At 67.0% G+C, this 26,007-nt stretch carries 20 protein-coding genes; 7 read left to right on the top strand and 13 right to left on the bottom strand.

All coding sequences use genetic code 11. From position 1 onward, the window contains the following. Positions 1-49 precede the first annotated feature (49 nt). Complete coding sequence (gene purD, locus N5C18_RS03840) at positions 50-1,333, top strand: phosphoribosylamine--glycine ligase (RefSeq protein WP_053450964.1); 1,284 nt, start codon at positions 50-52, stop codon at positions 1,331-1,333. Between the two features lie 85 nt (positions 1,334-1,418). On the opposite strand, the gene N5C18_RS03845 is transcribed toward purD, so the two are convergent. The 8 genes from N5C18_RS03845 to rhlB all read right to left on the bottom strand — a co-directional run bounded on the left by N5C18_RS03845 (position 1,419) and on the right by rhlB (position 8,496). After that, positions 1,419-1,751 (bottom strand): DNA-binding transcriptional regulator, encoded by a 333-nt coding sequence (locus N5C18_RS03845; protein ID WP_006473426.1) that lies wholly within the window; start codon positions 1,749-1,751, stop codon positions 1,419-1,421. Continuing rightward, entirely contained in the window at positions 1,735-2,124 is a 390-nt protein-coding gene (locus tag N5C18_RS03850) for a type II toxin-antitoxin system RelE/ParE family toxin (protein WP_080375992.1), read from the bottom strand. Before N5C18_RS03850 ends, N5C18_RS03845 begins: the two co-directional genes overlap by 17 nt. A gap of 166 nt (positions 2,125-2,290) precedes the next feature. Then, complete coding sequence (gene rpoH, locus N5C18_RS03855; RefSeq protein ID WP_006473441.1) at positions 2,291-3,166, bottom strand: RNA polymerase sigma factor RpoH; 876 nt, start codon at positions 3,164-3,166, stop codon at positions 2,291-2,293. A 278-nt stretch (positions 3,167-3,444) separates the two neighbouring features. Beyond that, a complete protein-coding gene (gene ung, locus N5C18_RS03860; RefSeq protein WP_005419723.1) occupies positions 3,445-4,158 on the bottom strand; it encodes a uracil-DNA glycosylase in 714 nt (237 codons plus the stop codon). Beyond that, the gene (locus N5C18_RS03865; RefSeq protein WP_006473442.1) at positions 4,155-4,997 is read right to left on the bottom strand and encodes a response regulator; all 843 of its coding nucleotides are present in this window, start codon (positions 4,995-4,997) and stop codon (positions 4,155-4,157) included. The genes ung and N5C18_RS03865 overlap by 4 nt, the downstream gene beginning before the upstream one ends. Positions 4,998-5,004: 7 nt before the next feature. Beyond that, entirely contained in the window at positions 5,005-5,952 is a 948-nt protein-coding gene (ftsX, locus tag N5C18_RS03870; RefSeq protein ID WP_008266959.1) for a permease-like cell division protein FtsX, read from the bottom strand. A 3-nt stretch (positions 5,953-5,955) separates the two neighbouring features. After that, positions 5,956-6,642 (bottom strand): cell division ATP-binding protein FtsE, encoded by a 687-nt coding sequence (ftsE, locus tag N5C18_RS03875; RefSeq protein ID WP_006473446.1) that lies wholly within the window; start codon positions 6,640-6,642, stop codon positions 5,956-5,958. Between the two features lie 132 nt (positions 6,643-6,774). Further along, positions 6,775-8,496 carry an ATP-dependent RNA helicase RhlB gene (rhlB, locus tag N5C18_RS03880; RefSeq protein ID WP_053510650.1) on the bottom strand — a complete coding sequence of 574 codons (1,722 nt, stop codon included), beginning with the start codon at positions 8,494-8,496 and terminating at the stop codon, positions 6,775-6,777. 511 nt (positions 8,497-9,007) lie between these two features. On the opposite strand from rhlB, the gene trxA reads away from it, so the two are divergent. After that, positions 9,008-9,337: a thioredoxin gene (gene trxA / locus N5C18_RS03885; protein WP_005411275.1), complete on the top strand. Its 330-nt coding sequence runs from the start codon at positions 9,008-9,010 to the stop codon at positions 9,335-9,337. Positions 9,338-9,565: 228 nt separating this feature from the next. Further along, the gene (rho, locus tag N5C18_RS03890; protein WP_279943873.1) at positions 9,566-11,311 is read left to right on the top strand and encodes a transcription termination factor Rho; all 1,746 of its coding nucleotides are present in this window, start codon (positions 9,566-9,568) and stop codon (positions 11,309-11,311) included. A 78-nt stretch (positions 11,312-11,389) separates the two neighbouring features. Here the strand turns inward: rho and N5C18_RS03895 are convergent, their stop codons facing one another. Beyond that, positions 11,390-13,921, bottom strand: coding sequence for a glycoside hydrolase family 3 protein (locus tag N5C18_RS03895; protein WP_279943874.1), 2,532 nt, complete (start codon positions 13,919-13,921; stop codon positions 11,390-11,392). Positions 13,922-14,262: 341 nt separating this feature from the next. Here N5C18_RS03895 and N5C18_RS03900 point away from each other — a divergent pair, with 341 nt between their 5' ends. Further along, positions 14,263-15,270, top strand: coding sequence for a LacI family DNA-binding transcriptional regulator (locus tag N5C18_RS03900; protein WP_040006979.1), 1,008 nt, complete (start codon positions 14,263-14,265; stop codon positions 15,268-15,270). Positions 15,271-15,287: 17 nt separating this feature from the next. Here N5C18_RS03900 and N5C18_RS03905 read toward each other — a convergent pair whose 3' ends face one another. Next, entirely contained in the window at positions 15,288-16,484 is a 1,197-nt protein-coding gene (locus N5C18_RS03905; RefSeq protein ID WP_271261634.1) for a sugar MFS transporter, read from the bottom strand. Between the two features lie 488 nt (positions 16,485-16,972). Here N5C18_RS03905 and N5C18_RS03910 point away from each other — a divergent pair, with 488 nt between their 5' ends. The 3 genes from N5C18_RS03910 to N5C18_RS03920 all read left to right on the top strand — a co-directional run bounded on the left by N5C18_RS03910 (position 16,973) and on the right by N5C18_RS03920 (position 22,733). Then, complete coding sequence (locus N5C18_RS03910; protein ID WP_053450971.1) at positions 16,973-19,963, top strand: TonB-dependent receptor; 2,991 nt, start codon at positions 16,973-16,975, stop codon at positions 19,961-19,963. 64 nt (positions 19,964-20,027) lie between these two features. Continuing rightward, a complete protein-coding gene (locus tag N5C18_RS03915; RefSeq protein WP_279943875.1) occupies positions 20,028-21,044 on the top strand; it encodes a cupin-like domain-containing protein in 1,017 nt (338 codons plus the stop codon). Positions 21,045-21,158: 114 nt separating this feature from the next. After that, the gene (locus N5C18_RS03920) at positions 21,159-22,733 is read left to right on the top strand and encodes a sensor domain-containing diguanylate cyclase (RefSeq protein ID WP_008265935.1); all 1,575 of its coding nucleotides are present in this window, start codon (positions 21,159-21,161) and stop codon (positions 22,731-22,733) included. Between the two features lie 34 nt (positions 22,734-22,767). On the opposite strand, the gene N5C18_RS03925 is transcribed toward N5C18_RS03920, so the two are convergent. From N5C18_RS03925 to N5C18_RS03935, 3 genes are all read right to left on the bottom strand, one after another. Further along, positions 22,768-23,658 (bottom strand): energy transducer TonB, encoded by an 891-nt coding sequence (locus N5C18_RS03925; protein ID WP_279943877.1) that lies wholly within the window; start codon positions 23,656-23,658, stop codon positions 22,768-22,770. Between the two features lie 61 nt (positions 23,659-23,719). Then, a complete protein-coding gene (aceK, locus tag N5C18_RS03930) occupies positions 23,720-25,450 on the bottom strand; it encodes a bifunctional isocitrate dehydrogenase kinase/phosphatase (protein ID WP_053450974.1) in 1,731 nt (576 codons plus the stop codon). A gap of 146 nt (positions 25,451-25,596) precedes the next feature. Beyond that, positions 25,597-25,956, bottom strand: a complete 360-nt coding sequence (locus tag N5C18_RS03935; RefSeq protein ID WP_006473505.1) for a hypothetical protein — start codon at positions 25,954-25,956, stop codon at positions 25,597-25,599. Between the last annotated feature and the right edge of the window lie 51 nt (positions 25,957-26,007).

Consider the following 26,007-nt stretch of genomic DNA (forward strand, 5'->3'; position numbering starts at 1 on the left):
GCCGCCGGGGATACCGATCTTCCCTTCCCACGCAATCTGGAATCTCGTGATGAACGTACTTGTCATCGGCTCTGGCGGCCGCGAACACGCCCTGGCATGGAAGCTGGCCCAGTCCTCCCGTGTCACCGAAGTGATCGTGGCGCCCGGCAACGCCGGCACCGCCAACGAAGACAAGTGCCGCAACGTGGCGGTGAAGGTCACCGACATTGATGGCCTGCTCGCGCTGGCCCAGGCCGAAGGCGTGGCGCTGACCGTGGTCGGCCCAGAAGTGCCGCTGGTAGCCGGCGTGGTTGACCGCTTCCGCGCCGCCGGCCTGCGCATCTTCGGGCCGACCGCCGCCGCCGCGCAGCTGGAAGGCAGCAAGGCCTACGCCAAGGACTTCCTGGCCCGCCACAACATTCCCACCGCGTTCTATGCCGTGCACACCGAGGTGGATGCCGCGCTGGCCTACATCCGCGAGAAGGGCGCACCGATCGTGGTCAAGGCCGATGGCCTGGCCGCCGGCAAGGGCGTGATCGTGGCAATGACGCTGGCCGAAGCCGAGGACGCGGTGCGTGACATGCTCTCGGGCAACGCGTTCGGTGATGCCGGTGCACGCGTGGTCATCGAGGAATTCCTCGACGGCGAGGAAGCCAGCTTCATTTCGATGGTGGACGGCGTGCATGCGCTGCCGATGGCCACCTCGCAGGACCACAAGCGCGTCGGCGACGGCGACACCGGCCCGAACACCGGCGGCATGGGCGCGTACTCGCCGGCCCCGGTGGTCACGCCGGAGGTACACGCACGGGTGATGCGCGAGGTGGTGAACCCGACCGTGCAGGGCATGATCGCCGACGGCATCCCGTTCACCGGCTTCCTCTATGCCGGCCTGATGATCGACGCCAGCGGCGCGCCGAAGGTGATCGAATTCAACGTGCGCTTTGGCGACCCGGAAACCCAGCCGGTGATGCTGCGCCTGCAGTCGGACCTGGTGGAGCTGGTGGAAGCGGCCATCGACGGCCGCCTGGACCAGATCGAAGCACAGTGGGATGCACGGCCGTCGCTGGGCGTTGTGATGGCCGCCAGGCCGTACCCGGAATCGCCGGTTACCGGTGACGTCATTTCCGGCCTCGGTGACGTGCCGGCCAGTGCCAAGGTGTTCCATGCCGGCACCACGCTGGACGCGCAGGGCCAGGTGCTCAGTGCCGGCGGTCGCGTGCTGTGCGTGGCGGCGCTGGGCGACAGCGTGCGCGACGCACAGGCGAATGCGTATGCGGGCGTGGCCAAGGTGACCTGGGCCAATGAGTTCCACCGCAACGACATCGGCTGGCGCGCGATCGCACGCGAGGGCTGAGGCAGTCACGGCATCGGGACATCCACGCATGGCGTGGATTGAATAGCGCCGAAATGAACGGGCCCGGCGACGCCGGGCCCTTGCTTTACAGGACTGCTTCGAGTCCCTTCCGATCAATCAGGTTCAGCAGTTTCAGTGAGGGCCCGCTGGGCTTCTTCTCGCCTTGCTCCCAACTGCGCACCGTGGAGACGCTGGTGTTCAGCACCCCGGCAAACACTGGCTGGCTGAGCTGCAACGACGTACGCAGCGCGCGGATCTGGGCACTGCTGTATTCGGGAACAGGCTCAAGGCACAGCGCCTCGTAGCTGCTCAACCGACGTTTGTCGATGAAGCCGTGCGCATGCAGACTCACGGCCGCATCGTGCACCGCCTCAAGCAGCAAACTTTTTGCGCGCCTTCGCTCAGGGGCCTTTGCCATGGCAGATCTCCTGTAGATCCCCGTACTCCACGGCACGCTTCAGCTGTGCCGGACTCATTTTCAGGAACTCCGATGCATACAACTGCAGTGCATCTCGTTCCGCATTCGTGATCGCGGCGCGTTCGTTCTTTTCATATCCGAAAAGAAAGAACCAATGCCCGCCTCGCTGTGTTGCGACGATGGTTCGAGCGCTTCCGCGCTTTCCTCGTCCCGGCAACGCGACGCGCTTCTTGAAGAGGCCTCCGCCAAGATCTGCATCCACCAGACCCGCTTCCATTTTCCTTACCGACTGGCACAAGGCAGCGTCAGACAGCACGGTCCTGCGCATGCTGCGGTTGAAACTTCGGGTGCGGAAAACGCGTGGCATGATCATACCGTGCCACCCAGTGGTACGGCGTGAACATCAGGATCCAGCGCAGGACCCGGTCGGCGCAATCACCGTCCTGGCGTCAGGGCATCCACGCATGGCGTGGATGCGCCCCACAAACGTGAAAGGCCCGGCATTGCCGGGCCTTTCTCCATTCCAACGCCACCCCGCCTTACGCGGTGAACAGCGCCTTCATCTTCTTCAGCGCGTTCGCCTCGACCTGGCGGATGCGCTCGGCCGACACGCCGTACTCGTCGGCCAGCTCCTGCAGCGTCACCTTGCTGTCGGCATCCAGCCAGCGGCGGCGGATGATGTCGCGCGAACGGGCATCCAGCTCGGCCAGGCCTTCGCGCAGCAGCTGCATCTGGTTGTCTTCGCTGTCGGCACGCTCGTAGGCCATCGACGGGTCTTCGTCGTTGGCAACCAGGAACGCGGCCGGCGACGGCGGCGCGTGTTCGTTGTCCTCGTCGGTCGGCGCATCGAAACCGATATCGCGACCGGACAGGCGCGATTCCATTTCCATGACCTCACGCTCGGACACGTTCAGGTCCTTGGCCACCGCGCTGACTTCGGCCGCGTTCATCCAGCCCAGGCGCGTCTTCGACTTGCGCAGGTTGAAGAACAGCTTGCGCTGCGCCTTGGTGGTGGCGACCTTCACGATGCGCCAGTTCTTCAGGATGAACTCGTGCATCTCGGCACGGATCCAGTGCACGGCGAAGGACACCAGGCGCACGCCCATGTCCGGGTCGAAGCGCTTGACCGCCTTCATCAGGCCGATGTTGCCTTCCTGGATCAGGTCGCCCAGCGCAAGGCCGTAACCGTTGTAACCGCGGGCCACGTGCACCACGAAGCGCAGGTGCGAATGCACCAGCTCGCGGGCGGCGTCCAGATCGTTGCCGTCGCGGAAGCGACGGGCCAGGTCCTGTTCGTCATCGACCGACAGCACCGGGATCTGGTGCACGGCACCGATGTAGGCGTCCAGCGAACCGAGCGCACTGGGAATCGGGAGATTGTTTGCCACAAGGGCAGTAGAGGTGTTCTGGCTCATAGGCACCCATCTTAGCAGTCCGGGATTTGGACTGCTAAAGGAGGAAAAAGTTCCAGCATCCTATTGATGCAACACTGGTCCCAAACAGAGCCCTACCGTAGCGCGATTTGATGACAGTGGCGAGCACGCTTTTCGGGATTCACAATCCCTTGGAATTCAAGCAATTACCCACCAGAAACCGGCCGATTCCGGTCAAGCGGAGCTGAACGGGCTGCCTCGAAGGCCCATTCAGGGCCGGGGACGTTGCCCGATGTTCAGGCCCAGCCGCCCGCGGGCGCTCAAAGCGCCGAACGAGGCGGAAGCGACCAGTCGATCGGGGCCTGGCCGCGGCGCTGCAGGTACTCGTTGGCCATCGAAAAATGCCGGCAGCCGAGGAAGCCGCGGTGGGCCGACAACGGCGACGGATGCGGCGACTTCAGCACGCGATGGCGGCGGGTGTCGATGACCTTGCCCTTCTGCTGCGCATAGGCGCCCCAGAGCATGAACACCAGGCCTTCGCGTTCGCGGTTGAGCACGTCCACCACGTGGTCGGTGAAGCCCTCCCAGCCCCGCCCCTGGTGCGCGCCGGCCTTGCCCTCTTCCACGGTCAGCACCGCATTGAGCAGCAACACGCCGCGCTGCGCCCACGGGATCAGGCAGCCGTGGTCCGGACGCGGGATACCGAGATCGCTCTCGATCTCCTTGTAGATGTTCAGCAGCGACGGCGGCACCGGCACGCCCGGCGGCACCGAGAAGCTCAGGCCATGGGCCTGGCCACGGCCGTGATACGGGTCCTGGCCGAGGATGACCACCTTCACCTGCTCGAACGGCGTGGCGTCGAACGCAGCGAAGATCTGCGGGCCGGGCGGGAATACCGCGGCACCACTCGCCTTGCGCTGGCGCAGGAAGCTGGACAGCTCGCGCATCTGCGGTTGCAGCAGGTAATCACCGACGTGCTGCTTCCAGCTCGGTTCCAGCTGGATCGTCGGGGTGTCGGCTACTTCATCCATCATCGAATCAGGGGTCCATCGTTCAATCGGGCCAGCCGCAGCTGGAACAGCACCTTGGTAACCAGCAGCCGTTCTTCGATCGGCTTGAGCACCAGGTCGTTGGCGCCGGACTGCAGCAGCCCGGTCTGGTTGTGGGGATTGCCGTCGCCGGTCATCACCAGCACCGGCAGGCGGCGCTTGCCGTAGCCGAAGTCCACGCGCACACGCTGCACCACGTCGCGGCCGCTCAGTTCACCCTTCAGGGTGACGTCGGTCAGCACCAGGTCGATGCGGTGGCGGCTGCGGCCCAGCGACTCGGCGGTGAGCAGGGTGAACGCCTCTTCGGCGCTGACCACGTGCAGCACGTTCAACTGCTGGCGTTCGAGCATGCGCTTGGTGGCCTCGGCCACCACGCGGCTGTCCTCGATGTAGAGGATGGTCGCGCCGGGAATGGTCTGCGGCTGCACGTAGCCGCGGATGAAGGTCGCCAGCGCCTCGTGGCCCAGCGCCTTGTCGAAATAGTCGGTGACGTATTCGGTGAAGCGGCGCTGCTCCAGGTGCTGCTGGGCATCACCGGACACCACGATCACCGGCACGTAGGCCTGGCCCACGGCGTCGCGGACCATCCGCGCCAGCGCCAGGCCATCCCCGTCGCGCAGGGTCAGCGACGTGGTCACCAGGTCCACCGGGCCCTGCGCCAGCGCCTGCTGTGCATCCTCAATGCTGTCGCAGCCGATCACCTCCACGCCCGGCAGCTCACGGGTCAGGACGTCGGCAATCAGCTTGCGCACCAGCTTTGAACCATCGACCACCATCACCCGCGTCGCGGGCCCATCAAGGTGCTTCAGCGCTTGCGGTTGCATGCCGGTCTCAGGTGTCGGTCGGACGGGTCTGGCGGAGGAAGTGGCCGGTCACCAGCCAGGCGCCCAGCCACCCCAGCAGCAGCGTGCCGAGCAGGACCAGGCCCCCATGCAGCAGGTCCAGGCCATGCAGCACGAACGGGCTGCCGTAGCTGCGCGAGAGTTCGGCCAGCGGCACGCGCAGCGCGGCACCGGCGGCGGCGATCAACGCCAGCGCCACCGCTCCGGCACCGAGGCCGTACCAGGCGCCCAGGTACAGGAACGGGCGGCGGATGAAGCCATCACTGGCACCGAGCAACTGCAGCACGCCGATCTCTTCGCGGCGGGCCTGGATATCCAGGCGCACGGTGTTGCCGACCACCAGCGCGGCGCCGGCGCCGAGCAGCACCGACAGCACCTGTACCAGCCGTGCCCCGAACGCCAGCCAGGCATCCAGGCGCTGGCGCCACAGCGCGTCGTGCTGCACCAGATCGGCCTCGGGCAGGCTTTCCAGCGCGCGCGCCAGGCGCGCATCGTCCTTGCCCTGGCCCGGGGTGATCACCAGCAGCGACGGCAACGGGTTGTCGTTGAGCGCGTCGATCGCCTCGCCCAGGCCGGCATCGCGCAGTTCCTGCAGGCCCTGTTCGGGCGTGCGCACATTCACTTCGGCGACATCGTCGCGGTCGCGCAGCTGGCCGGCCAGGCGCAGCGCGCCGGGGCCATCTACATTGCCTTTCAGGAACACATTGATATCGCGCGACTGCTGCACGCTGCCGGCGAACTGCTTGAGGTTGTCCAGCGCGATCGACAACCCCAGCGGCAGGGCCAGCGCCAGCGCCATGACCATCACCGTCAGCAGCGTCGCCCACGGCTTGCGGCAGGCGCGGCCCAGGCTGAACACCACGCTGTGCACGTGGTGCTGGAACCAGACGCCCACCCGCGAGGGGGCGGCGGCTTCGCTGTTTTCGTTCTTCGCCATGCGTTACTCCGCCAGGTCCTGCGGCGAGATGTCGTCCGCCAGCCGGCCGTGGTCGAGGATCAGCACACGCTTGCGCATGCGACGCAGCAGCGGCAGGTCATGGCTGACCACCAGCACGCTGGTGCCGCGCGAGGGCAGCTCGGCGAACAGGGCCATAATCTCCGCCGCCAGGGTCGGGTCGAGGTTGCCGGTCGGCTCATCAGCCACCAGCAGTTTGGGCTCGCCGACGATGGCGCGGGCGATGCCGACGCGCTGCTGCTCGCCGGCCGACAGCTGCGAGGGCAGCGCCTTCTCGCGATGGCCCAGGCCCATCCGTTCGAGCACCGAGCGCACGCGCTTGCTGATGTCGCCGCGGCGGGTACCGCGCAGGATCAGCGGCAGCGCCACGTTCTCGGCGATCGAGCGGTCCATCAGCAGGCGATGGTCCTGGTAGACCGCCCCCACCGCGCGTCGGTGGCGCGGCACATCGCCGCCACGCACCTTCAGCAGGTTGCGCTCGTCGAACACCACCGCGCCACGGCTGGGCCGCTCGTCGAGGTGGATCAACTTGAGCAGGGTGCTCTTGCCCGCACCGGAATGGCCGGTGACGAACAGCATCTCGCCCGGCGCGACCTCGAAGCTGACATCGATCAGCGCCTCGTGGCCACCGGCGTACTGTTTGCTGACATTGTCGAAGCGCAGGACACTCATGCCCCGATTATGCAGGAGCGGCGCGACGACGTGGAGATGGCCACATGATCGGTCGTGCCGGCCGCTGGCCGGCACTACCTTTAAGGCCACCCGACCAACGGTCGGGTGCTACCCGCTGGTCGGCAGCGCCGATCAGCTGCCCGACAGCATCCGGCGGATCTTGCGGCCGATGCGGGTCAGGAACGAATCGCCGGTATCGGCGGCGGTTCGCACCGGCTTGGCCACCACCTGCACCGGGGTGACCGGGCTGGCGCCGTTGCCGGCGGTGTTCTGCACGCCCTCGGCGCCTTCGACCGGACGGCCGTGGCGACGACGACGGCGCTTGCGCGGCTTGCGCTCGCCCTCCACCGCCCCTTCCGGTGCGCCTTCGGCACGCGGCGGGCGCGGCGGACGCGGGGCCTGTGCCACGGCGGCCTCGGCACCTTCAGCCGGCGCGGCGGACGCCTGCTCGCCTTCCACGCGCGGCTTGCGCGGGCCACGCGAACGGCGCTCGCCGCTGCGCTCACCGTCGCGACGCTCGCCACGACCACCGCCGGAGCGGCCGCCACTGCGGCCACCACCACGACGCTCTTCCTCGGCGGCGCGGGCTTCGCGCGCTTCACGGAAGATCTGGCCGACGCTCTCGTTCTCCTCGCCTTCCTCGCCAGCGGCCGGGGCCGGGCGTTCCGGGCGCGGCAGCGGGGTCAACAGTTCCTTGGTCACCGGCTCGGACGGAATCTTCTGCTCGATGTAGGCCTCGATGTCCGGCAGGCCCATGGCGTAGCGCTCACAGGCGAAGCTGATCGCATCACCCTCTTCGCCCAGGCGCGCGGTACGGCCGATGCGGTGCACGTAGTCTTCGGCATCGAACGGCAGGTCGTAGTTGTAGACGTACTTGATGCCGTCGATATGCAGGCCGCGGGCGGCCACGTCAGTGGCCACCAGGATTTCCAGCTGGCCCTTCTGGAAGCGGTTGAGCAGGCTCTCACGCTTCTTCTGCGGCACGTCGCCAGACAGCACGCCGACACGGTAGCCGGCCTTTTCCAGCGAACGGGCGACGCGCTCGACGAACACCTTGGTATTGACGAACACCATGGTGCGCGCGCCTTCGCTGCGCGACAACAGGCCCAGCAGCAGCGGGATCTTTTCGTCGTCGGCCGGGAAGTAGATGCGCTGGCGCACGCGCGCGGCGGTGATGGTCTCGGCTTCGACCACCAGCTTCTGCGGCTCGTTCATGTGCTCGTAGGCCAGCTCCAGCACGCGGTGGCTGAGGGTGGCGCTGAACAGCAGGGTCTGCCGGATGGTGCGCTCAGGCATGCGGCGCAGCAGGAAGCGGATGTCCTTGATGAAGCCCAGGTCGAACATGCGGTCGGCTTCGTCCAGCACGCAGATCTCGCAGGCGTGCAGCGAAACCACCTTGTGCTGCTTGACGTAGTCGATCAGGCGGCCCGGGGTGGCGATGATCACGTCCACGCCCTGCTGCAGCAGTTCGCGCTGCTTGTCGTAATCCACGCCGCCGTAGACCAGCGCGAAGCGCAGGCCCAGGTCGGAACCGAACTTCACCGCATCCTTGTGGATCTGGATGGCCAGTTCACGGGTCGGGGCGAGGATCAGCGCGCGCGGATCTTCCGGCTTGCGGTCGGCCAGGGCCGGGCGGGTCAGCAGGCGGTTCACGACAGCGACCAGGAAGGCCAGGGTCTTGCCGGTGCCGGTCTGCGCCTGGCCGGCGACATCACCACCGGGAAGCGCGACGGGCAGGGTCAGCGCCTGGATCGGCGTGCAGCGGGTGAATCCGGCTCCTTCAAGACCAGCCTGCAGGGCCGGATGCAGCTCGAAGGAGGAGAAGGTCAAATCGGTCAGCGGTTTGTCGCTCATGTGTCCGTCTTGGTATGGCCGCCGGCCCGTGGGGCGGCTGGCACTTCAGCGTCTAGGGGCACCGTCGCAAACTGCGGCCCCTGCGGCGGGTTGGCAGGCTGGGACCACCCGATCCGCGCGCCGCACAATGCCCCAGTTTAACGCACTCGGGCGGGCAAACCGGAATGGGCAGTCTCAATAGACTGAGAGACGGCCGGCCTTCACCCAGCCACACCGGACTTGAACGGCCTGGCCAGGGTCGCTGGTGTCGCCCACTGCCAGCCCCATGTACAGGAAGACAGTGAAATCCGACACATACCAGGCATCGAACCGATCACGATACGCTGGGTTCCAGCCGGCGCCTGTCCCTGCCCTGCGATAGGGGTACACTGCCGGCCGTGAGCGTCCAGGCATTCCGCCGAACGCACCGCGGCAGTGCGCCGCGAGGCAACGACGAGGGTCGCGCCACCGGGCATGGCCCAGTTCACCCACCTCCGGCATGGCCGGGTGCAATCCAAGACGAGAAACCAAGATGAGCGACAAGGTTGTACATGTCGGCGACGCCGACTTTGATAGCGCAGTGCTGAATTCCAAGGAACCGGTGCTGGTCGATTTCTGGGCCGAGTGGTGTGGCCCGTGCAAGATGATCGCCCCGGCGCTGGACGAACTGGCCGATGCCTACCAGGGCCGCGCCAAGATCGCCAAGGTCAACGTCGACCACAATCGTGCGCTGGCCGCCAAGTACCACGTGCGTTCGATTCCGTACCTGGTCGTGTTCAAGGACGGCGAAAAGGTCGGCGAGCAGATCGGTGCGGTCGGCAAGGCCCAGCTGGCCGGCCTGCTGGACAAGGCCCTGGCCTGATCCTGTGGTTCCCCGGCAGCCGCCGCCCGCGGCTGCCGGCGGGCGCCACGCGCCCATGATGAATGCTGTTCCCGGCGACCCTTGCACGGCGCCGCTGGCCGATGATAGTGTCGGCACATCCGGCCGCGTTCGCGTGCCGCACCTTCTGGACGCAGTGTCTTCCAGACCCATTCCCAACGTTCGCCGCCCCAGCCGGGCGCTCGCACCTTCAAGCGAGGAATAACGCTCTTGTCCGATAACACTTCCGAAACCGGCAGCGCCGATGCGCCCGCCGAAAAGCGCGTGCGCAAGCCCCGCGTAGCCAAGGCTGCCGCTCCGGCCGCCGCCGAAACCAGCGCCGCGCCGGCGCAGCCGACCCTGCCGCTGGCCGCCGCGCCGGAAGCACCGGCGCCGGCAGCCCCTGCGCCGAGCGCGCCCGCCGCCGAGGCCCCTGCCAGCAGTGGCGGCGGCGAAGGTGGTGAGGGCCGCGAATCCGGCCAGCCGCGCCAGCAGAATCACCAGGGGGGTGGCCAGAACCAGGGCCAGAACCCGTACAACCAGAACGGCCAGCAGGGCCAGGGACAGGGTCAGGGCAACCGCCGCGACCGTTTCCGCAACCGCCGCGACCGTGACCGCAACAACCGCTTCCGCGACGATGGCATGCCCAACGACGGCGGCGAGCAGCAGCCCTTCGTGCCGCGCCCGCATGCCAACGTGCCCGAGGGCTTCCCGGTCTACTCGCTGAGCGACCTCAAGCGCATGCCGGCGCAGAAGCTGCTGGAAATCGCCGAGCAGCTGCAGATCTCCGAAGGCGTCGCCCGCGCCCGCAAGCAGGACGTCATCTTTGCCCTGCTGAAGGTGCTGACCCGCCACGGTGACGGCGTCGCCGCCGACGGCGTGCTGGAAATCCTGCCTGACGGCTTTGGCTTCCTGCGCGCGGCCGAAGCCAGCTACCTGGCCGGCCCGGACGACACCTACATCTCGCCCAGCCAGATCCGCCGCTTCAACCTGCGTACCGGCGACCACATCTCCGGCCGCATCCGCTTCCCGAAGGATGGCGAACGCTACTTCGCGCTGAACATCGTCGACACCATCAACGGTGAGCCGATCGAAGCATCGAAGAACAAGGTGCTGTTCGAGAACCTGACCGCGCTGTTCCCGCGCCGTCGCTTCACCCTGGAGCGCGGCAACGGTTCGTCGGAAGACATCACCGGCCGCATCCTCGACCTGATGGCACCGCAGGGCAAGGGCCAGCGCTCGCTCATCGTCTCCCAGCCGAAGGCGGGCAAGACAATGATGATGCAGCAGATCGCCACCGCGATCACCACCAACCACCCGGACGTGCACCTGATCGTGCTGCTGATCGACGAGCGCCCGGAAGAAGTGACCGAAATGCAGCGCACCGTGCGCGGCGAAGTCATCAGTTCGACCTTCGACGAGCCGGCCGCGCGCCACGTGCAGGTGGCCGAGATGGTCATCGAGCGCGCCAAGCGCCTGGTCGAGCACAAGAAGGACGTGGTGATCCTGCTCGACTCGATCACCCGCCTGGCCCGCGCCTACAACAACGTGGTGCCGAGCTCGGGCAAGGTGCTGACCGGTGGTGTCGACGCCAACGCCCTGCACCGCCCGAAGCGCTTCTTCGGTGCCGCGCGCAATGTGGAAGAAGGCGGCAGCCTGACCATCATCGCCACCGCGCTGGTCGACACCGGCTCGAAGATGGACGAGGTGATCTACGAAGAGTTCAAGGGCACCGGCAACAGCGAAGTGCACCTGAGCCGTCGCATTGCTGAAAAGCGCGTGTTCCCGGCCATCGACATCAACCGTTCGGGCACCCGCCGCGAAGACCTGCTGATCGAACCGGAACTGCTGCAGAAGATCTGGATCCTGCGCAAGCTGCTGCATCCGATGGATGAAATGGCCGCGATGGAATTCCTGCTGGACAAGATGAAGAACACCAAGTCCAACGACGAGTTCTTCGGTTCCATGAAGCGTTGAGAAAAAAGCCCCGCACTGCGGGGCTTTTTTTTTGCCGTCGGGAAAGGCGGCATCCACGCATGGTGTGGATCTACCGGCCTACGGGCAGGCCACCGCTCCCTCGGCATTGGCCGTGTTGGCGGTCAGCTTGACCTGGGTGAAGGCCGCGGCGAACGGCGTGTCGGCAGTCACCACGAACGGAGCTTCCACCGCACCCAGGGCCACGCCTTGCTTGGCAAAGCACGCCAGCGGCACGGTCACCGTCTGCTTCTGGCCTGGCGAGAGCTTGCCCAGCAGCGGGGCGATATCCACCCCACCCTCGCAGCCACTGCCGCACTGCATCGTCACCTTTACCGGCGAGGCCGGGCGCTTCACCAGCTGCACATCGAACTGCAGCGCGCCGTTGCTGCGCGCCAGTGCGCCCAGGTTGCGGCGCGAGGTGCTGCGCGCGATCAGCTGCGCGGGGGCCAGCCAGGTCACCTCCTTGGCGTCCTGCTGGGTGTTCACCTGCACGGTGCGCACCTGCACCACCGGCTTGGCAGCCGGCCAGCGCAGCGTGGCATTCAGATCATTGCCCAGCGGTTGCGTTGCGCCAGCGGCGGCCACGTGCAGGGCGAACGGCGGCGTGTCGGCGCGGTTGAAGATCGGCAGCACCGTCACTTCGCCGCAGCTGTCCGGATTGGCTTCGTCCAGACGCGCGACCTTGCCACCCTTGGCGTAGCTCAGGCCATAACCCCGCGCGAACAGGGCCGGCTTCTTCGCATCGGGCTGGTCGATCGGCGCCGGGCATGGCACGCCCGGCCACGGGAAGCTGAGGCGGCCGCGGAAGTCGTGCGCGGGCTTGCCACCCTTGCCGGCCACCAGCACATCGGTGACGCCCTTGCCTTCGGTGCCCGGCAGCCACGCCGCAACGAACGCGCTGGACAGATTGAGCAGGTCGTTGGTGTACATCGGCCGACCGGACAGGTAGACCGTCACCACCGGCTTGCCGCTCGCTGTGGCGGCCTTCAGCACGGCCAGGTCCTGCGGGTAGGCGCGGCTGTGGCTGACCGTGTCCGAGGCAAGGATGTCGCCGTTGGTCTCCGCATACGGCGTTTCCCCGATCACCGCCAGCACCACATCGAAGGTGTTCGGGTCGATGCCCTGGCCATCTGCGCTGAAGCTGACCTTGTCCGCGCCCAGTTCGGCGCGCAGCGCGCCCAGCACCGAATCGGCGTTGGGGAAGTCGGCGTTGCTGTTCTCGGTGCCCTGCCAGGTCAGCGACCAGCCGCCGGACTGGTCGCCGATGTTGTCGGCGCCCTTGCCGACCACCAGCACGCGCGCATCTCTGCGCAACGGCAGCGCATGGCCTTCGTTCTTCAGCAGCACCAGCGATTCACGCACCGCGCGGCGCGCCAGCTCGCGGTGCTGCACGGCCGTGGCATCACCCGCATAACGGCTGTCGGACGGCTTGTGTTCGAACAGCCCGGCACGCAGCTTCACCCGCAGGATGCGCGTCACCGCATCGTCGATGCGCGCCATCGGGATCTCGCCCTTCTGCACCTGCGCGGTGGTGTTGTCGATGAAGGCCTTCCAGTCGTCGGGCACCATTACCATGTCGATGCCGGCGTTGATGGCCTGCGCGCAGCTGTCGTTGCGGCAGCCCGGCACTTGGGCGATGCCGTTCCAGTCGGAGACGACGAAGCCGTCGAAGCCCATCCTGTCTTTCAGCGCATCGGTCAGCAGTGCCCTGCTGCCGTGCATCTTGCCGTAGTCGATTCCGGCGGCGCGGTCGTTCCAGCTGTTGAACGAGGCCATCACGGTCTGCGCACCTTCGGCCAGCGCGCCGTAATAGCCCTGCGCGTGGACGTTGATCATGGTGGCCTTGTCGACCAGCGCCTCACCCTGATCCCGGCCGTTGTCGGTGGCACCGTCGCCCAGGTAGTGCTTGGCGGTGGTGACCACGTTGCCGTCATCCTTGAACGCCCCCTGCGCGCCCTTGACGTAGGCGTGGGCGAAGCTGCGGATCACCGCCGGGTCGGACGAATAGCTTTCGTAGGTGCGGCCCCAGCGCGGGTCGTGGGCCACAGCCAGGGTGGGCGCGAACACCCAGCCGATGCCGGTGGCACGCACCGAGCGTGCGGTCGCCTCGCCGATGCGCTCGATCAGTTCGGCATCACCGGCCGCGCCCAGGCCGATGTTGTGCGGGAACAGCGTGGCGCCCAGCACATTGTTGTGGCCATGCACGGCATCGGTACCCCAGATCACCGGCACCGGCGTCTTCGCATCCGTTGCCAGCGACGCCGCGTGGTAGGCATCGGCCAGCTTCAGCCAGGCCTGCACGCTGGCGTGCTTGTCCATGCCCGGCCAGGAGCCGCCGCCGTTGAGCACCGAGCCGATGTAGTACTGGCGCACCTGCTCCGGCGTGATTGTCTTGATCTCGGCCTGGGTCATCTGCCCGATCTTCTGCGCCAGCGTCATCTGCGAAAGGATCTGCTGCACGCGGCGTTCGATGCCGGCGTCGGTGGCGATCGCGCTGTGCACGCGTGGCCAGTCCTGCAGGCGTTCGCCCTCGGCCTGTGCGGCACCGACCGGTGCGGCAAGCGCGGCCAGCAGGCAGCTGGCAAGAAGGGTCTGGGTGGGGCGATTCACTGGGCTCTACCTCCGTGGATGAAGTTCCTGGCGTGCGCGGCGGCGATGGCACGCCGGCATGGGTGCCTGCGCACCGCTCCTGACAGCGCTGTCATATAAGTCCGCTCACGTACTGTCAATCGTTGTTCGTGCGCAATGCGGTGGTGGCCGCGCAACGACGGGCTCCGGCGCATGGGTGGCCCACCGCGGTCACGCCCGGGTGCTGCATCGCGACAAGGAATCCGGACGTGCCAGCGGGCCTCCTGTCGTGGCAACATCCGCCTGCTTCGGCAACATCGACCGGGCCAGCACGCTCTACCATCGCCGCGTGCCCGCCGCCTTCCAGGAGGATCCATCGCACCATGCGCAGTCGAATCGAGGATGTCGCCGCCGTCGCCGGGGTTTCGATCAAGACCGTGTCCCGCGTACTCAACCACGAGCCGAACGTGCGCGAGCAGACGCGCGAACGCGTGCTGGCGGCAGTGGCGCGGCTGGGCTACAAGCCCAACCTGTCGGCGCGCAGCCTGGCCGGCCAGCGCTCGTATGCACTGGCGCTGGTCTACAACAATCCTTCGCGCAACTACCTGATGGAAATCCAGAGCGGCATGCTGGAAGCCTGCCATGCGCAGCACTACAACCTGATCCTGGGGCCGGTCGGCACCGGCCGCCGCACCCTGCCCGACCTGGCCGCGCTGTTCGAGAACTCGCGCCCGGACGGCGTCGTGCTGATTCCACCACTGACCGACGATGAGGTGGTGCTGTCCTACCTGGAAGAGCAGGACATTCCCTTCGCCTGCATCGCGCCACGCCACCCGGAAGGCCGCATCGGCGTGCGCATGGACGAGACCACCGCGGTGGTCGAACTGATCGGCCACCTGGTCGCGCAGGGCCATCGCCGCATCGGCCACATCAAGGGGCCCCGCGCACACGGTGCCTGCCAGTGGCGCCACGCCGGATATCGCCAGGCGCTGCGCGGCGCCGGTATCGCCTACGACCCACAGCTGGTGGTCAACGGCCAGTTCTCGTTCGAGTCGGGCGTGGATGCCGCCAACATCCTGCTGGACCTGGACGATCCGCCAACGGCAATCTTCGCGGCCAACGATGACATGGCCGCGGCGGTATACCGCGTGGCCGGCGAGCGTGGCCTGCGTGTCCCGCGCGATCTGTCGGTGTGCGGCTTCGACGATACCCCGATCGCCGGGCACATCTATCCGGCGCTGACCACGGTGCGCCAGCCGACCGCGCACATGGGCCGGCTGGCGACCGAGCAGTTGATCGAGCACATCCGCACCGAGACCGCAGGACGCATGATCACGGTCGAGCATGCGGTGCTGGATCGCGAGTCGACCGCCGCGCCCCGGCGGCGCTGACGACGGCAGAACCGGGCTCATGGCGCCGGCAGCCGTGAGCCCTTCCACGCATAGAAGGCGATGTAGACGTAGCACAGCACCGGCAGCAGGAAGGACAGCTGCAGGCCATGGCGGTCGGCCAGCCAGCCCATTGCCAGCGGAATCACCGCGCCACCGACGATGGCCATCACCAGCAGGCTCGACGCCTTTCCGGTGAGTGCACCAAGGCGGGCGATGGCCAGGGCGAAGATGGTCGGGAACATGATGGAGTTGAACAGGCCGATGCTGACTACGGCCCACTTGGCCAGGCCGCCGCTTGCGGTGACCGTGATGCCCAGCAGGATCATCACCGCCACCGCGAACAGGCCCAGCAGATGGCGCGCGTCCAGCCGTGCCAGCAGCGCCGCCCCCACCAGGCGGCCGGCCAGCGCGCCGCCCCAGTACAGCGAAACATAGCCGGTGGCTTCCTGCTCGGTCAGGCCCTGGCCGATGCCCGGCGAGGACAGGAAATTGACCAGCACGCTGCCGATGGACACCTCGGCCCCGACGTAGCAGAAGATGGCCAGCACGCCCAGGCGCACGTGGCGATGGCGCAGCACGTCCCACACGCGGCCTTCGCTGCTGGCGCGCCCCTCCACGCCCGGAATGGTGGGCAGGCGGAACATCCAGATCGCGACGGCCAGCAGGAACAGCGCCACTGCCAGGCCGAAGTACGGCAGCTGCACCGACTGCGCTTCGGCCGCGCGGTAGGCCAGTGCTTCGGCCTGCGGCAGCAGGGCCAGCTCATCCTCGCTGCGTGGCTTCGCCGAGAGGATCAGCAGGCCGCCGAACAGCGGCGCCAGCGTGGTGCCCAGCGAGTTCATCGCCTGCGCCAGGGTCAGCCGGCTGGAGCTGGTGCGCTCGTCACCGAGCAGCGCGACATAGGGATTGGCCGCCACCTGCAGCACGGTGATGCCGGTGGCCAGCACGAACAGCGCCGCCAGGAACAGGCCGTACACGTGCGCGGCAGCGGCCGGCCAGAACATCAGCGCACCCACGCAGGCGATGGCCAGGCCGGCGACGATGCCGCGCTTGTAGCCGAGCGCCGCGACCAGCCTTCCGGCCGGCAGTGACATCAGGAAGTACGCGCCGAAGAAGGTGAACTGGATCAGCATCGCCTGCACCCAGGTGAGCGCGAAGGCGGCCTTCAGGTGGGGAATGAGGATGTCGTTGAGGCAGGTGAGAAAGCCCCACATGAAGAAGATCGCGGTCACCACGGCCAACGCGCGGGTATTGCCCTGCACGTGTTGTCCGCTGACGGTCGTTGCTGTGTCCAATGCCTGTCCTCCCGGTCAGTGATTCAAGCCATCCATCGGTCATGCGCGGCACACGAAGGCCAACTGGATTGTCCGGCGCTGTCAACACGCCGCACAGCCTCCCCGGCACGCCCCCGCACCGTCATCCGCGCAGTTTCGTTCTGCACCGCACAACGCTTTTCCGCATCCGGATTGGCAGCGCTGTCATGCCTGAAAAACCGCTGCAAACGCCTTCAATAAAGGCAATTCGCAGATGCGAGCGGCTTCCTGGCAACGGTTACATCCCGACCTGCACGGCCGCTGGTCAGGCGCACTTGATGGCAGTTTGTTGACAACGCTGTCAACCGTCGCTCCAATCCGGCCACGTGCAGTAACCGCGATCAGAACAACGCAACAACACAACCGGATTCCCTGGGGAGGGAGCTTGCATGAAGACGTACAGGGCAGTACCTCGCAAGACGATGCTCACTTCCGCGCTGCTGGCAGCGCTGGCTGCACCGGCCTGGGCACAGGACGCACCCGCCGCCGGCCCGGCCGATCCGGCCACGCTGGATACCGTGCAGGTCACCGGTATCCGGGGCAGCCTGCAGTCTTCAATGAACCTCAAGCGCGACAGCCAGGGCGTGGTCGATGGCATCGTCGCCGAGGACATCGGCAAATTCCCGGACACCAACCTGGCCGAATCGCTGCAGCGCATCAGCGGCGTGTCGATCGACCGTACCTCCAGCGGCGAAGGCTCCAAGGTGACCGTGCGCGGCATCGGCCCGGACTACAACCTGGTGTTGTTGAACGGTCGCCAGATGCCCGCCTCCAACCTTGGCAACGGTGGTGGCGGCCTGAATGGCTCGCGCTCGTTCGATTTCGCCAACCTTGCCTCCGAATCGGTTTCGGCGGTGGAGGTGTACAAGACCAGCCGTGCCGACAACCCGGCTGGCGGTATCGGCGCCACCATCAACATCAGGACGATGCGCCCGCTGGAGTCGGAGCCGGTGATCAGCCTGGGCCTGAAGGCGGTCAATGATTCGTCCAACGACAACCTGCCGCGCACGCTGCAGGGCTCGAACATCACCGGCGAGCTGTCGGGCATCTTCAGCCAGCGCTACGCCGATGACCGCTTCGGCGTGACCCTCAGTGCCAGCCATCAGGAACGCGATTCGGGCTTCAACCAGGCCACGGTGGCCGAAGGCTGGGCGACGCTGTACGGCAACAACACCACCGACTGGCGCGCGCTGCCGCAGCCGGGCCAGGGCTATGCCGACCGCATCACCAACCGGCCCGGGCCGAACGATGTGTACGCACGCCCGCAGAACACCGCGTACAACGTCAACGGCGTGCAGCGCCAGCGCACCAATGCGCAGGCCACGTTCCAGTGGAAGCCGGCCGACAACGTGACGACCACGCTGGACTACACCTATGTCGAGAACAAGGTGCAGCAGCAACGCAGTGAACTGTCCGTGTGGTTCAACTACGGACCCGGCGACAGCACCTGGACCAACGGGCCGGTGGCCGCGCCGATCATCTACAGCGAGGACATGACCAATTCGGACGTGTCGATGGGCGGTGCCAAGCTGGCCACCAGGACCGGCATGCACTCGCTGGGCTTCAACGTGGACTGGGAAGTGAACGACGCGCTGGACCTCTCGTTCGATGCCCACAACTCCACCGCCGAATCGAAGCCGGACAGTCCGTATGGCTCCGCCGGCGTGCTGGGCGTGGCCGCCTTCGTGCGTGGCAAGACCACGGTGGACTACAGCGGTGACCTGCCGATCATCAACATCGCGCTGCCGCCCGGCGGCGTGCAGGCGTCCGATGCGCTGGTGACCGGTTCGGTGTTCCAGAACAGCTACAACAAGTCGAAAGTGCAGCAATACCAGGGTCGCGGTACGTTCCGCTTTGCCGACTATTCGGCGCTGGACTTCGGCATCGGCCACGCCCAGGTGGAGAACCGTTCGGCGTCGGCGATCATGCAGCGCAATACCTGGGGTGGCCTGGGAACACCGTCCGACTACGCCGATGACATCTGGTATGCGGACAACATGGCCAAGTACTTCAAGGCGTTCTCCGGCCACAGCGATCCGCGCCTGACCGGCCAGTTCCTGGTCTTCGACTTCGACCGCCTGATCGATCGCGCCGCACAGGTCGGCAGCGCCTCCGATCCGGCCTGCCCCAGCTGCTACTACGCGCCCAGCCAGTATTCAGAGGACATCCGCACCACCGAGAAGACCCGCAGCGCCTACCTGCAGTACCGCACCAGCTTCGACTGGTCGATGCCGCTGCACGTGGCCGCCGGCGTGCGCTACGAGCGCACCGAAGTAGAATCCAACGCGATGGTGCGCGTACCCACCGGCATCAGCTGGGGCTCGGCCAACGAGCTGAACATCGTCTACGCGGCCGACAGCAGCTTCATCGGTGGCCGTGGCAAGTACGACTACATGCTGCCCAACGTCGACCTGAAGCTGGACCTGAGCGAATCGCTGGCGCTGCGCGGCAGCTACAGCCGCACGCTGGGCCGCCCCAGCTGGACCCAGATCCAGAGCGGCCAGTCGCTGGCCGACATCGTGCGCACCCAGGGCGGCACCGCCAGTCGTGGCAACCCGGGGCTGGAGCCGCTGATCTCGGACAACTTCGACCTGTCGCTGGAGTGGTACTACGGCGAGGCCAGCTATGCCTCGGTCGGCTTCTTCCGCAAGAACATCAAGAACTTCATCAGCGACACCATCGTGCGCGAGAACACCGGCACGCTGCACACCCCGGTGGGAGGTGCGTACTGGAACGAGGCACTGGCCTCCGGCTGCGGCACCACCGACATGCCCTGCATCCGCGACTACATCTTCACCAACCATGCCGGCGATCCGGGCGTGACCTACACCGGCACCAATTCGGCCGGGCAGAAGACCGGCACCATCACCGGCCTACCGGGAGATCCGATCGCCGGCTTCGACGTCACCGTGCCCGCCAACCAGCACTCGGACCATCTCGATGGCTGGGAAGTGGCGGTACAGCACCTGTTCGGCCAGTCCGGCTTCGGCGTCGCGGCCAACTACACCAAGGTGAAGTCGGGGCTGACCTTCAACAACCTGAGCCTGGGTGACCAGTACCCGATGATCGGCCTGAGCGACTCGGCCAACGTTGTCGCTTTCTATGACAAGCACGCCTGGCAGATCCGTGCGGCGTACAACTGGCGCGACAAGTTCCTCAACGGCATCGGCGGCCAGGGTCCCAATCCGAACTACACCGCTGCCTACGGCCAGCTCGACCTGAACATCAGCTACGCGGTGAGCGAACAGCTGACCCTGAGCCTGGAGGCGATCAACCTCACCGACGAGACCATGCGCACGTACTCGCGCCATACCAACATGCTGCGCTACGCCACCCAGACCGGGCCACGCTACATGTTCGGCGTGCGCTACAAGTTCTGACCGGCCACGGTATCGTGGAGCCGGGCGCAGGCCCGGCTCCACACACCCCACCGGACATCCGCGCATGCTGCAGCCTCTCCGCCCCATCGATGAAATACATGGCCTGGACCCGGCACAGCTGCACCAGCAGCTGCCGGGATGGACCACGCCGAAGGTGATCCGCGGGCTGGTCTCGCATTGGCCGCTGGTGGCCGCCGCACGCACCTCCGATGCCGCTGCAGTCGCCCATCTGGTCAGCTTCGATCCCGGCCGGATGCCGGTGACCGCCACCACCGCAGCGCCCGAAGCACAGGGGCGGTTGTTCTACAACGAGGACATGAGCGGCTTCAACTTCCGCCGCGAACAGGTGCCGCTGAAGGTCGTGCTGGCCACGCTGCTGAAGTACGCACGCGACCCGTCGCCGCCGTCGATCTACGTCGCCTCGACCACGCTGGACAGCTTCCTGCCCGGCCTGGCCGAAGCGAATCCGCTGCAGCTGGGCGTGGCCGACCCGCTGACCAGCATCTGGATCGGCAATCGCTCGCGCATCGCCGCCCACCAGGATGTACCGGACAACCTTGCCTGCGTGGCTGCGGGGCGTCGCCGGGTCACCCTGTTCGCCCCCGACCAGGTACGCAATCTTTATGTCGGCCCGCTGGATCTGACCCCGGCCGGCCAGGCGATCAGCCTGGTTGACTTCCACGCACCGGATTTCGAGCGCTTCCCACGCTTCCGCGAGGCGCTGGCGCAGGCGCAGGTGGCAGAACTGGCGCCGGGCGATGCCGTCTTCATTCCTTCGCTCTGGTGGCACCACATGGAAGGACTGGACGCGTTCAATGTGCTGATCAACAGCTGGTGGCGCCCGGTGCCGGCCTGGATGGATTCGCCGATGAACGCACTGATGCTGGCGATCCTGGCGGTGCGCGACCTGCCCGAACCCCAGCGCGCGCACTGGCGCGCGATGTTCGATCACTACGTGTTCGACGCCGATACGGCGACCAGCGCACAAATTCCTGCGCATGCGCGTGGCGTGCTGGCCCCGCTGCACGCCGATGGCGCCGCGCAGATACGGCAGATCCTGCGCCAGCGACTGCAACGGTGAATCCCGTGGCGGGCGCGTGCTTCACCCGCGCCCGGCCCTTTTGTGGCGATAATGCAGCCCCGCCTCCGCCGGTACCTGACCGCGCCGAGCGCCCTCTGCCCTCGTTTGCCCCGCATGCGCCTGATTTCGCCCCGCCTCAACCTGGGCAAGCTGATCCTCGCCCTGGCCCTGCTCAGCGCCATCATCGCGCTGGCCAATACCCTGCTGGCCAGCTACCGGGTGCAGCGCGACCAGCTGGTCGGCAATACCCTGGAAGCCAACCGCGTCTATGCCACCAAGCTGGCCGAGACCACCCAGAACTTCCTGCTGGCCGCACAGCAGGAGCTTGCCTATGCGGCCACCCGGCTCGGCCAGGACGATCTGGATCCGCAGCGGGCGCAGGATGAGGCCAGCCGCCTGCAGCTGCAGACCAACAGCTTCAACTCCTCGCTGGTGGTGGATGCCGATGGCCTGGTGATCGCCACTTCGCCGCAGACCCTGCAACTGCAGGGTGAGGTGCTGCACAGCGTCGGCAACAACGCGGCACTGGCGGCACGCCAGCCGATGATCAGCGATCCGTACCAATCGGCCACCGGCAAGCTGCTGGTGTCGCTGTCGCACCCGATCTTCAACCGCCAGGGCCACTACCGCGGCTACGTCAGCGGGACCCTGTACCTGCGCCAGCGCAGCGCACTGCATACGCTGCTGGGCAAGCACTACTACCGCGACGGTTCCTACCTGTACGTGGTCGACCGTCATGGTCGCCTGCTCTATCACGCCGATGGCAAGCGGGTCGGTGACTACGTGGTCGGCAATCCGGCGGTAAAGGCGGTGGTGCGTGGCGAGCGCGGCGCCCAGCAGGTGCGCAACAACCTGGGCGTGTCGATGCTGGCCGGGTATGCACCGGTTCCGGCGACCGGCTGGGGCATCATCGCCCAGCGTCCGACCGAGGCCACCCTGCAACCGCTGTCGCGGTTGATGACCGCAGTGATCTGGAACGCGATTCCGCTCGGCCTGCTGTCGCTGCTGGTCACCTGGTGGTTCGCCCGCCGCATTTCGATGCCGCTGTGGCAGCTGGCGCGCAACGTGCAGGGCGGCGAAGATACCGGCAATGCGATCAACCATGTCAGCGGCATCCGTGCGTGGTACTTCGAGGTCGCGCAGCTGAAACACGCGGTGCTGCACAGCTTCAACGCACTGCAGGACCGGATCGGCACGCTCAACCGGGCCAGCCGCACCGACCCGCTGACCGGCCTGCTCAACCGTCGTGGCCTGCAACAGGCCCTGGATGCACTGCAGGTGCAGGGCATCCCGTTCGCGATCCTGGCGCTGGACATCGATCGCTTCAAATCGATCAACGATGCCCACGGCCACGACGTCGGCGACGCCGCCATCGTCCATATCGCCGATCAGATGCGCCGCTATTCGCGCGACAGCGACATCCTCTGCCGCGCCGGCGGCGAGGAATTCCTGCTGCTGTTGCCGGGCATCAACGCCGAGCCGGCACGCCAGGCCGGCGAACGCCTGCGCCAGCATATCGCCGACCACCCGTTCGAGCCGGTGGGCACCATCACCGTGTCACTGGGCGTGGCCCATTTCCCGAGCTTCCATGTCGATGCCGAGCAGGCGTTGCGGCTGGCCGACAAGGCGCTGTACATGGCCAAGGAACAGGGCCGCAACCGGGTCGTGGTCTACCCCTACGCCGACTGATGCGGAGCCGGCCCGGCCGGCCCCGCCACCACCCTCAGCCCTGTTCCAGCGGGGTCAGCAGGCGCACGCCGCGCCTGGCGCCATCCACCATGTAGACGCCGCCCTCCTGCAGCAGGTCAGTGCCGGCCTGCTCGATCGGGTCCGCCCTGCGCCACGGCACGGCCTGCCGCGGCCCCGGAATGAAGACGCGCCAGCGCCCCAGACGCTCCGGCCCGGCATTGCGATCATTGTTCAGGGCGAAGTTCACCGGCACGCGTACCGTCCAGCTGTCCCGGGTGCTGTCCTCGCCGGTGGTCGGCGGGGTGAAGGTCCATTTGCGGGCGCTGCTGACGCTGGCCTTGGCCAGGCTGTCGCGCATCTTGGCCAGGGTTCGCTCGGGCCCGATCACGGCCATGTTGACCTGCTCGGCAACGACATCGGCCACCGTACCGTCGCGGGCCACCTTGACCATCAGCACCACCTCGCCCTGGCCACCGTTTCGATAGACCTCTTCCGGGTAACGCGGCGGCGTCATGCGCCGGTCAGTCACCGAGTCGGTCGCCTTCGGATCGTATTCGCTGAAGTTGACGCTGGTCATGCTGACTTCGTAACCGCCATCTGCCATCGACTTGCCGCGCAGGCGCACGTGCAGCGGAGCACGCGTCGCCACCGCCTTGCCATCACGCAGCGTCGGCTCGAAGCGCCAACCTGCAATGGTGCCCTCGACGAAGGATGCGATGCTCGGAGACAGCATCGACTTCTGGTCCAGTACCAGCGTGCTGACCGAACCATCGGCAGTGATCTCGATATGGCCGGAAAGCACCATGCTCATTTCCGCCGTGGCGCGCACGGCGCGTGCGGTCTGTGCACTGGCATCGCCGGCCAGCAAGGGGGCGCCGCAGCCTACGGCCAGCGCGAGGGCGAGAAACAGGGGGGAACGCATCATTGCCGGGTCCTTGGTGATGAATACCGAGCGTACCCCAATCGGCGCCGCCACGGCAGCCCGTTCACGCCAGCCGGTGGGCGCCCGCGTACGGCGGGGTGTCGGGGTAGTCACCACGCGCGAACCGCTCCTGCAGCTGCTGCCACCACTGCGGATCGAACAAGTGCCGGAAATGCTCGCGCACCGCGGCCAGTTCAGCGGCTGGCAGGCCCATGAACGGGCCGAAGCGCTCAGGGAAGACATCGCGCGGGCCTACATGGAACCACGGCTCATCGGCCATTGCCTCTTCCGGGCTGCGCGGTTGCGGCCAGGCGCGGAACACGCAGTCGCTGACCAGGCACAGCTCGTCATAGTCGTAGAACACGGCACGCCCATGCCGCGACACACCGAAATTCTTCGGCAGCATGTCACCGGGAAAAATGTTGTTGCGCGCCATGTCGGTGATGGCCTGCGCATAGTCGAGCACCGCCGCCCGCACCGCCTCCCCACCCTGCTCGCGCAGGTACAGATTCAACGGACGGAAGCGACGCTGCACATAGCACAGCGCGACTTCCACCTGGTCGCCATCGACGCGAACGCTCTGCGCGCACTGCTGCAGCAGCTCGTCCAGCAGCGCCGGCGCGAAGCGGTCACGCGGGAAGCGCAGATGGCGATACGGCTGTGCGTCGAGCAGGCGGCCGACACGGTCGAGGTTGAACACCAGCGCGTACTTCTCTTCCACCTGCTGCCGCGACATTGCCTTGGGCCAGGCAAAGCGGTCGCGGATCAGCTTGAACACCAGCGGATAGCTGGGCAGGGTGAACACCGCCATGACCATGCCCGGCGTGCCTTCGGCAGGCACCAGCCGTTCCTGCGGATGCTCGTTGAAGTGGCGGAAGAAGGTGCGGTAGCGCTCGGTCTTGCCCTGCTTGGCGCGGCCCAGCACGGTGTAGATCTCATCGATCGGCTTGCCCGGCAGCAGGCTGCGCAGGAACACCACCGCATCCCCCACCGTGGCAAGGTCGGCCTGGAAGTAGCTGCGCGACACGCCGAACAGGTGGGCGACATCGCGGCGCCGGGTCAGCACGGCATCGGCGCGCAGCCCGCGCTCATCGTTGACCAGGGCGATCACGCACGGCGAGAAGCGATGCTCGCCGAACACGCGGCCGACCAGATAGGCGCGGCGCTCGCGATAGAACACGGTGTCGAGCAGCTCGATGCTGCGTACCGGCGTGTCACCCCAATGGGCCAGATCGTCCTGCAGGCGCACCGCGATCGCCGCCGCGCAGCGCAGCTGGTGGGCATAGGGAATGTCGAAGCGGTAGTCGGCCAGCACCCGCTGCAGCGCCTCCACCGGCCGCGTGGGCGAGACCGCGTAGGTATGCCGTGCGACCGGATGGGTGATGGCATCGGAAGGTTCAACGTCGAAGGCGATGAACTCCAGCGCCGGGTCCACGCCACGGGTGGCGAACAGGCGCCGCGACAAGGTGTTGTAGAAGGTCTTGTACAGCTCGGCATCGATCAGCTCCTGCAGCAGGGCGCTGTAGCGCGCGTGCACCTGCAGCCACAGCGCGCGCGCGCCGATCGCCTCACCGGCGAGGCGACGCAGGGCATCCATCTGCTCGGCGATGCACAGGTCGTACAGGGCGATGCGCTCGACGGCATCCTGGCGGGCGCCGGCCCAGTCGCGCTGCTCGAAGCGCTGCCGCGCACGCGCGGTGATCGCCGCGAAGCGGGCGTGATACTGCTCGAAACCATCACGGATGGCGCCCGCGATGCGCGACGCCAGCTCGGCGGCGATGTCAGGCTCGGACATGCAGGGCTCACCGGAGAGGACCGGCTTCACCATACGCTGGCGTGTGTGGCGCCGTCGAGCGCGCAGGTAGTGCCGGCCGCTGGCCGGCAGCCCCTGGACCGCCGGTGGATCCATGCAGATGCCGGCCAGCGGCCGGCACTACCGGCTCAGATCGCCAGTTCGGCCTCCACGTCCTGCACCTTGCGCCGCGCCAGGGCCAGGTTGGACTTGGTGCGGTCCAGCACGATGTAGAAGAACAGCCCCTTCTTCTTCGCCACCGGACGCATGATGTGGTACGCCTTGCCCAGCGAGATCAGGATGTCCTCGATGGTGTCGTTGAGGTTCAGCGACGCGGCAGTCTTCATCTTGGCACGGATCACTTCGGTGTTGCCGGCCGCGGCCACTTCCATGTCCATGCCGGCACCGGCTTCGCCCAGCAGCATGCCGCTTTCATAATCGACCAGCGCCACCGCCTGTGCGCCATCGATGCCCATCAGTGCGTTCAACGATTCAGTCAATCCAGCCACGTCGTATCCCCTTGTCAGTGTTGGTTCGAGCCCCTTGTTCCCCTGCGGCCG

Origin of the sequence: Stenotrophomonas sp. GD03930, assembly GCF_029839665.1 — a bacterium.
GTDB lineage: Bacteria > Pseudomonadota > Gammaproteobacteria > Xanthomonadales > Xanthomonadaceae > Stenotrophomonas > Stenotrophomonas forensis.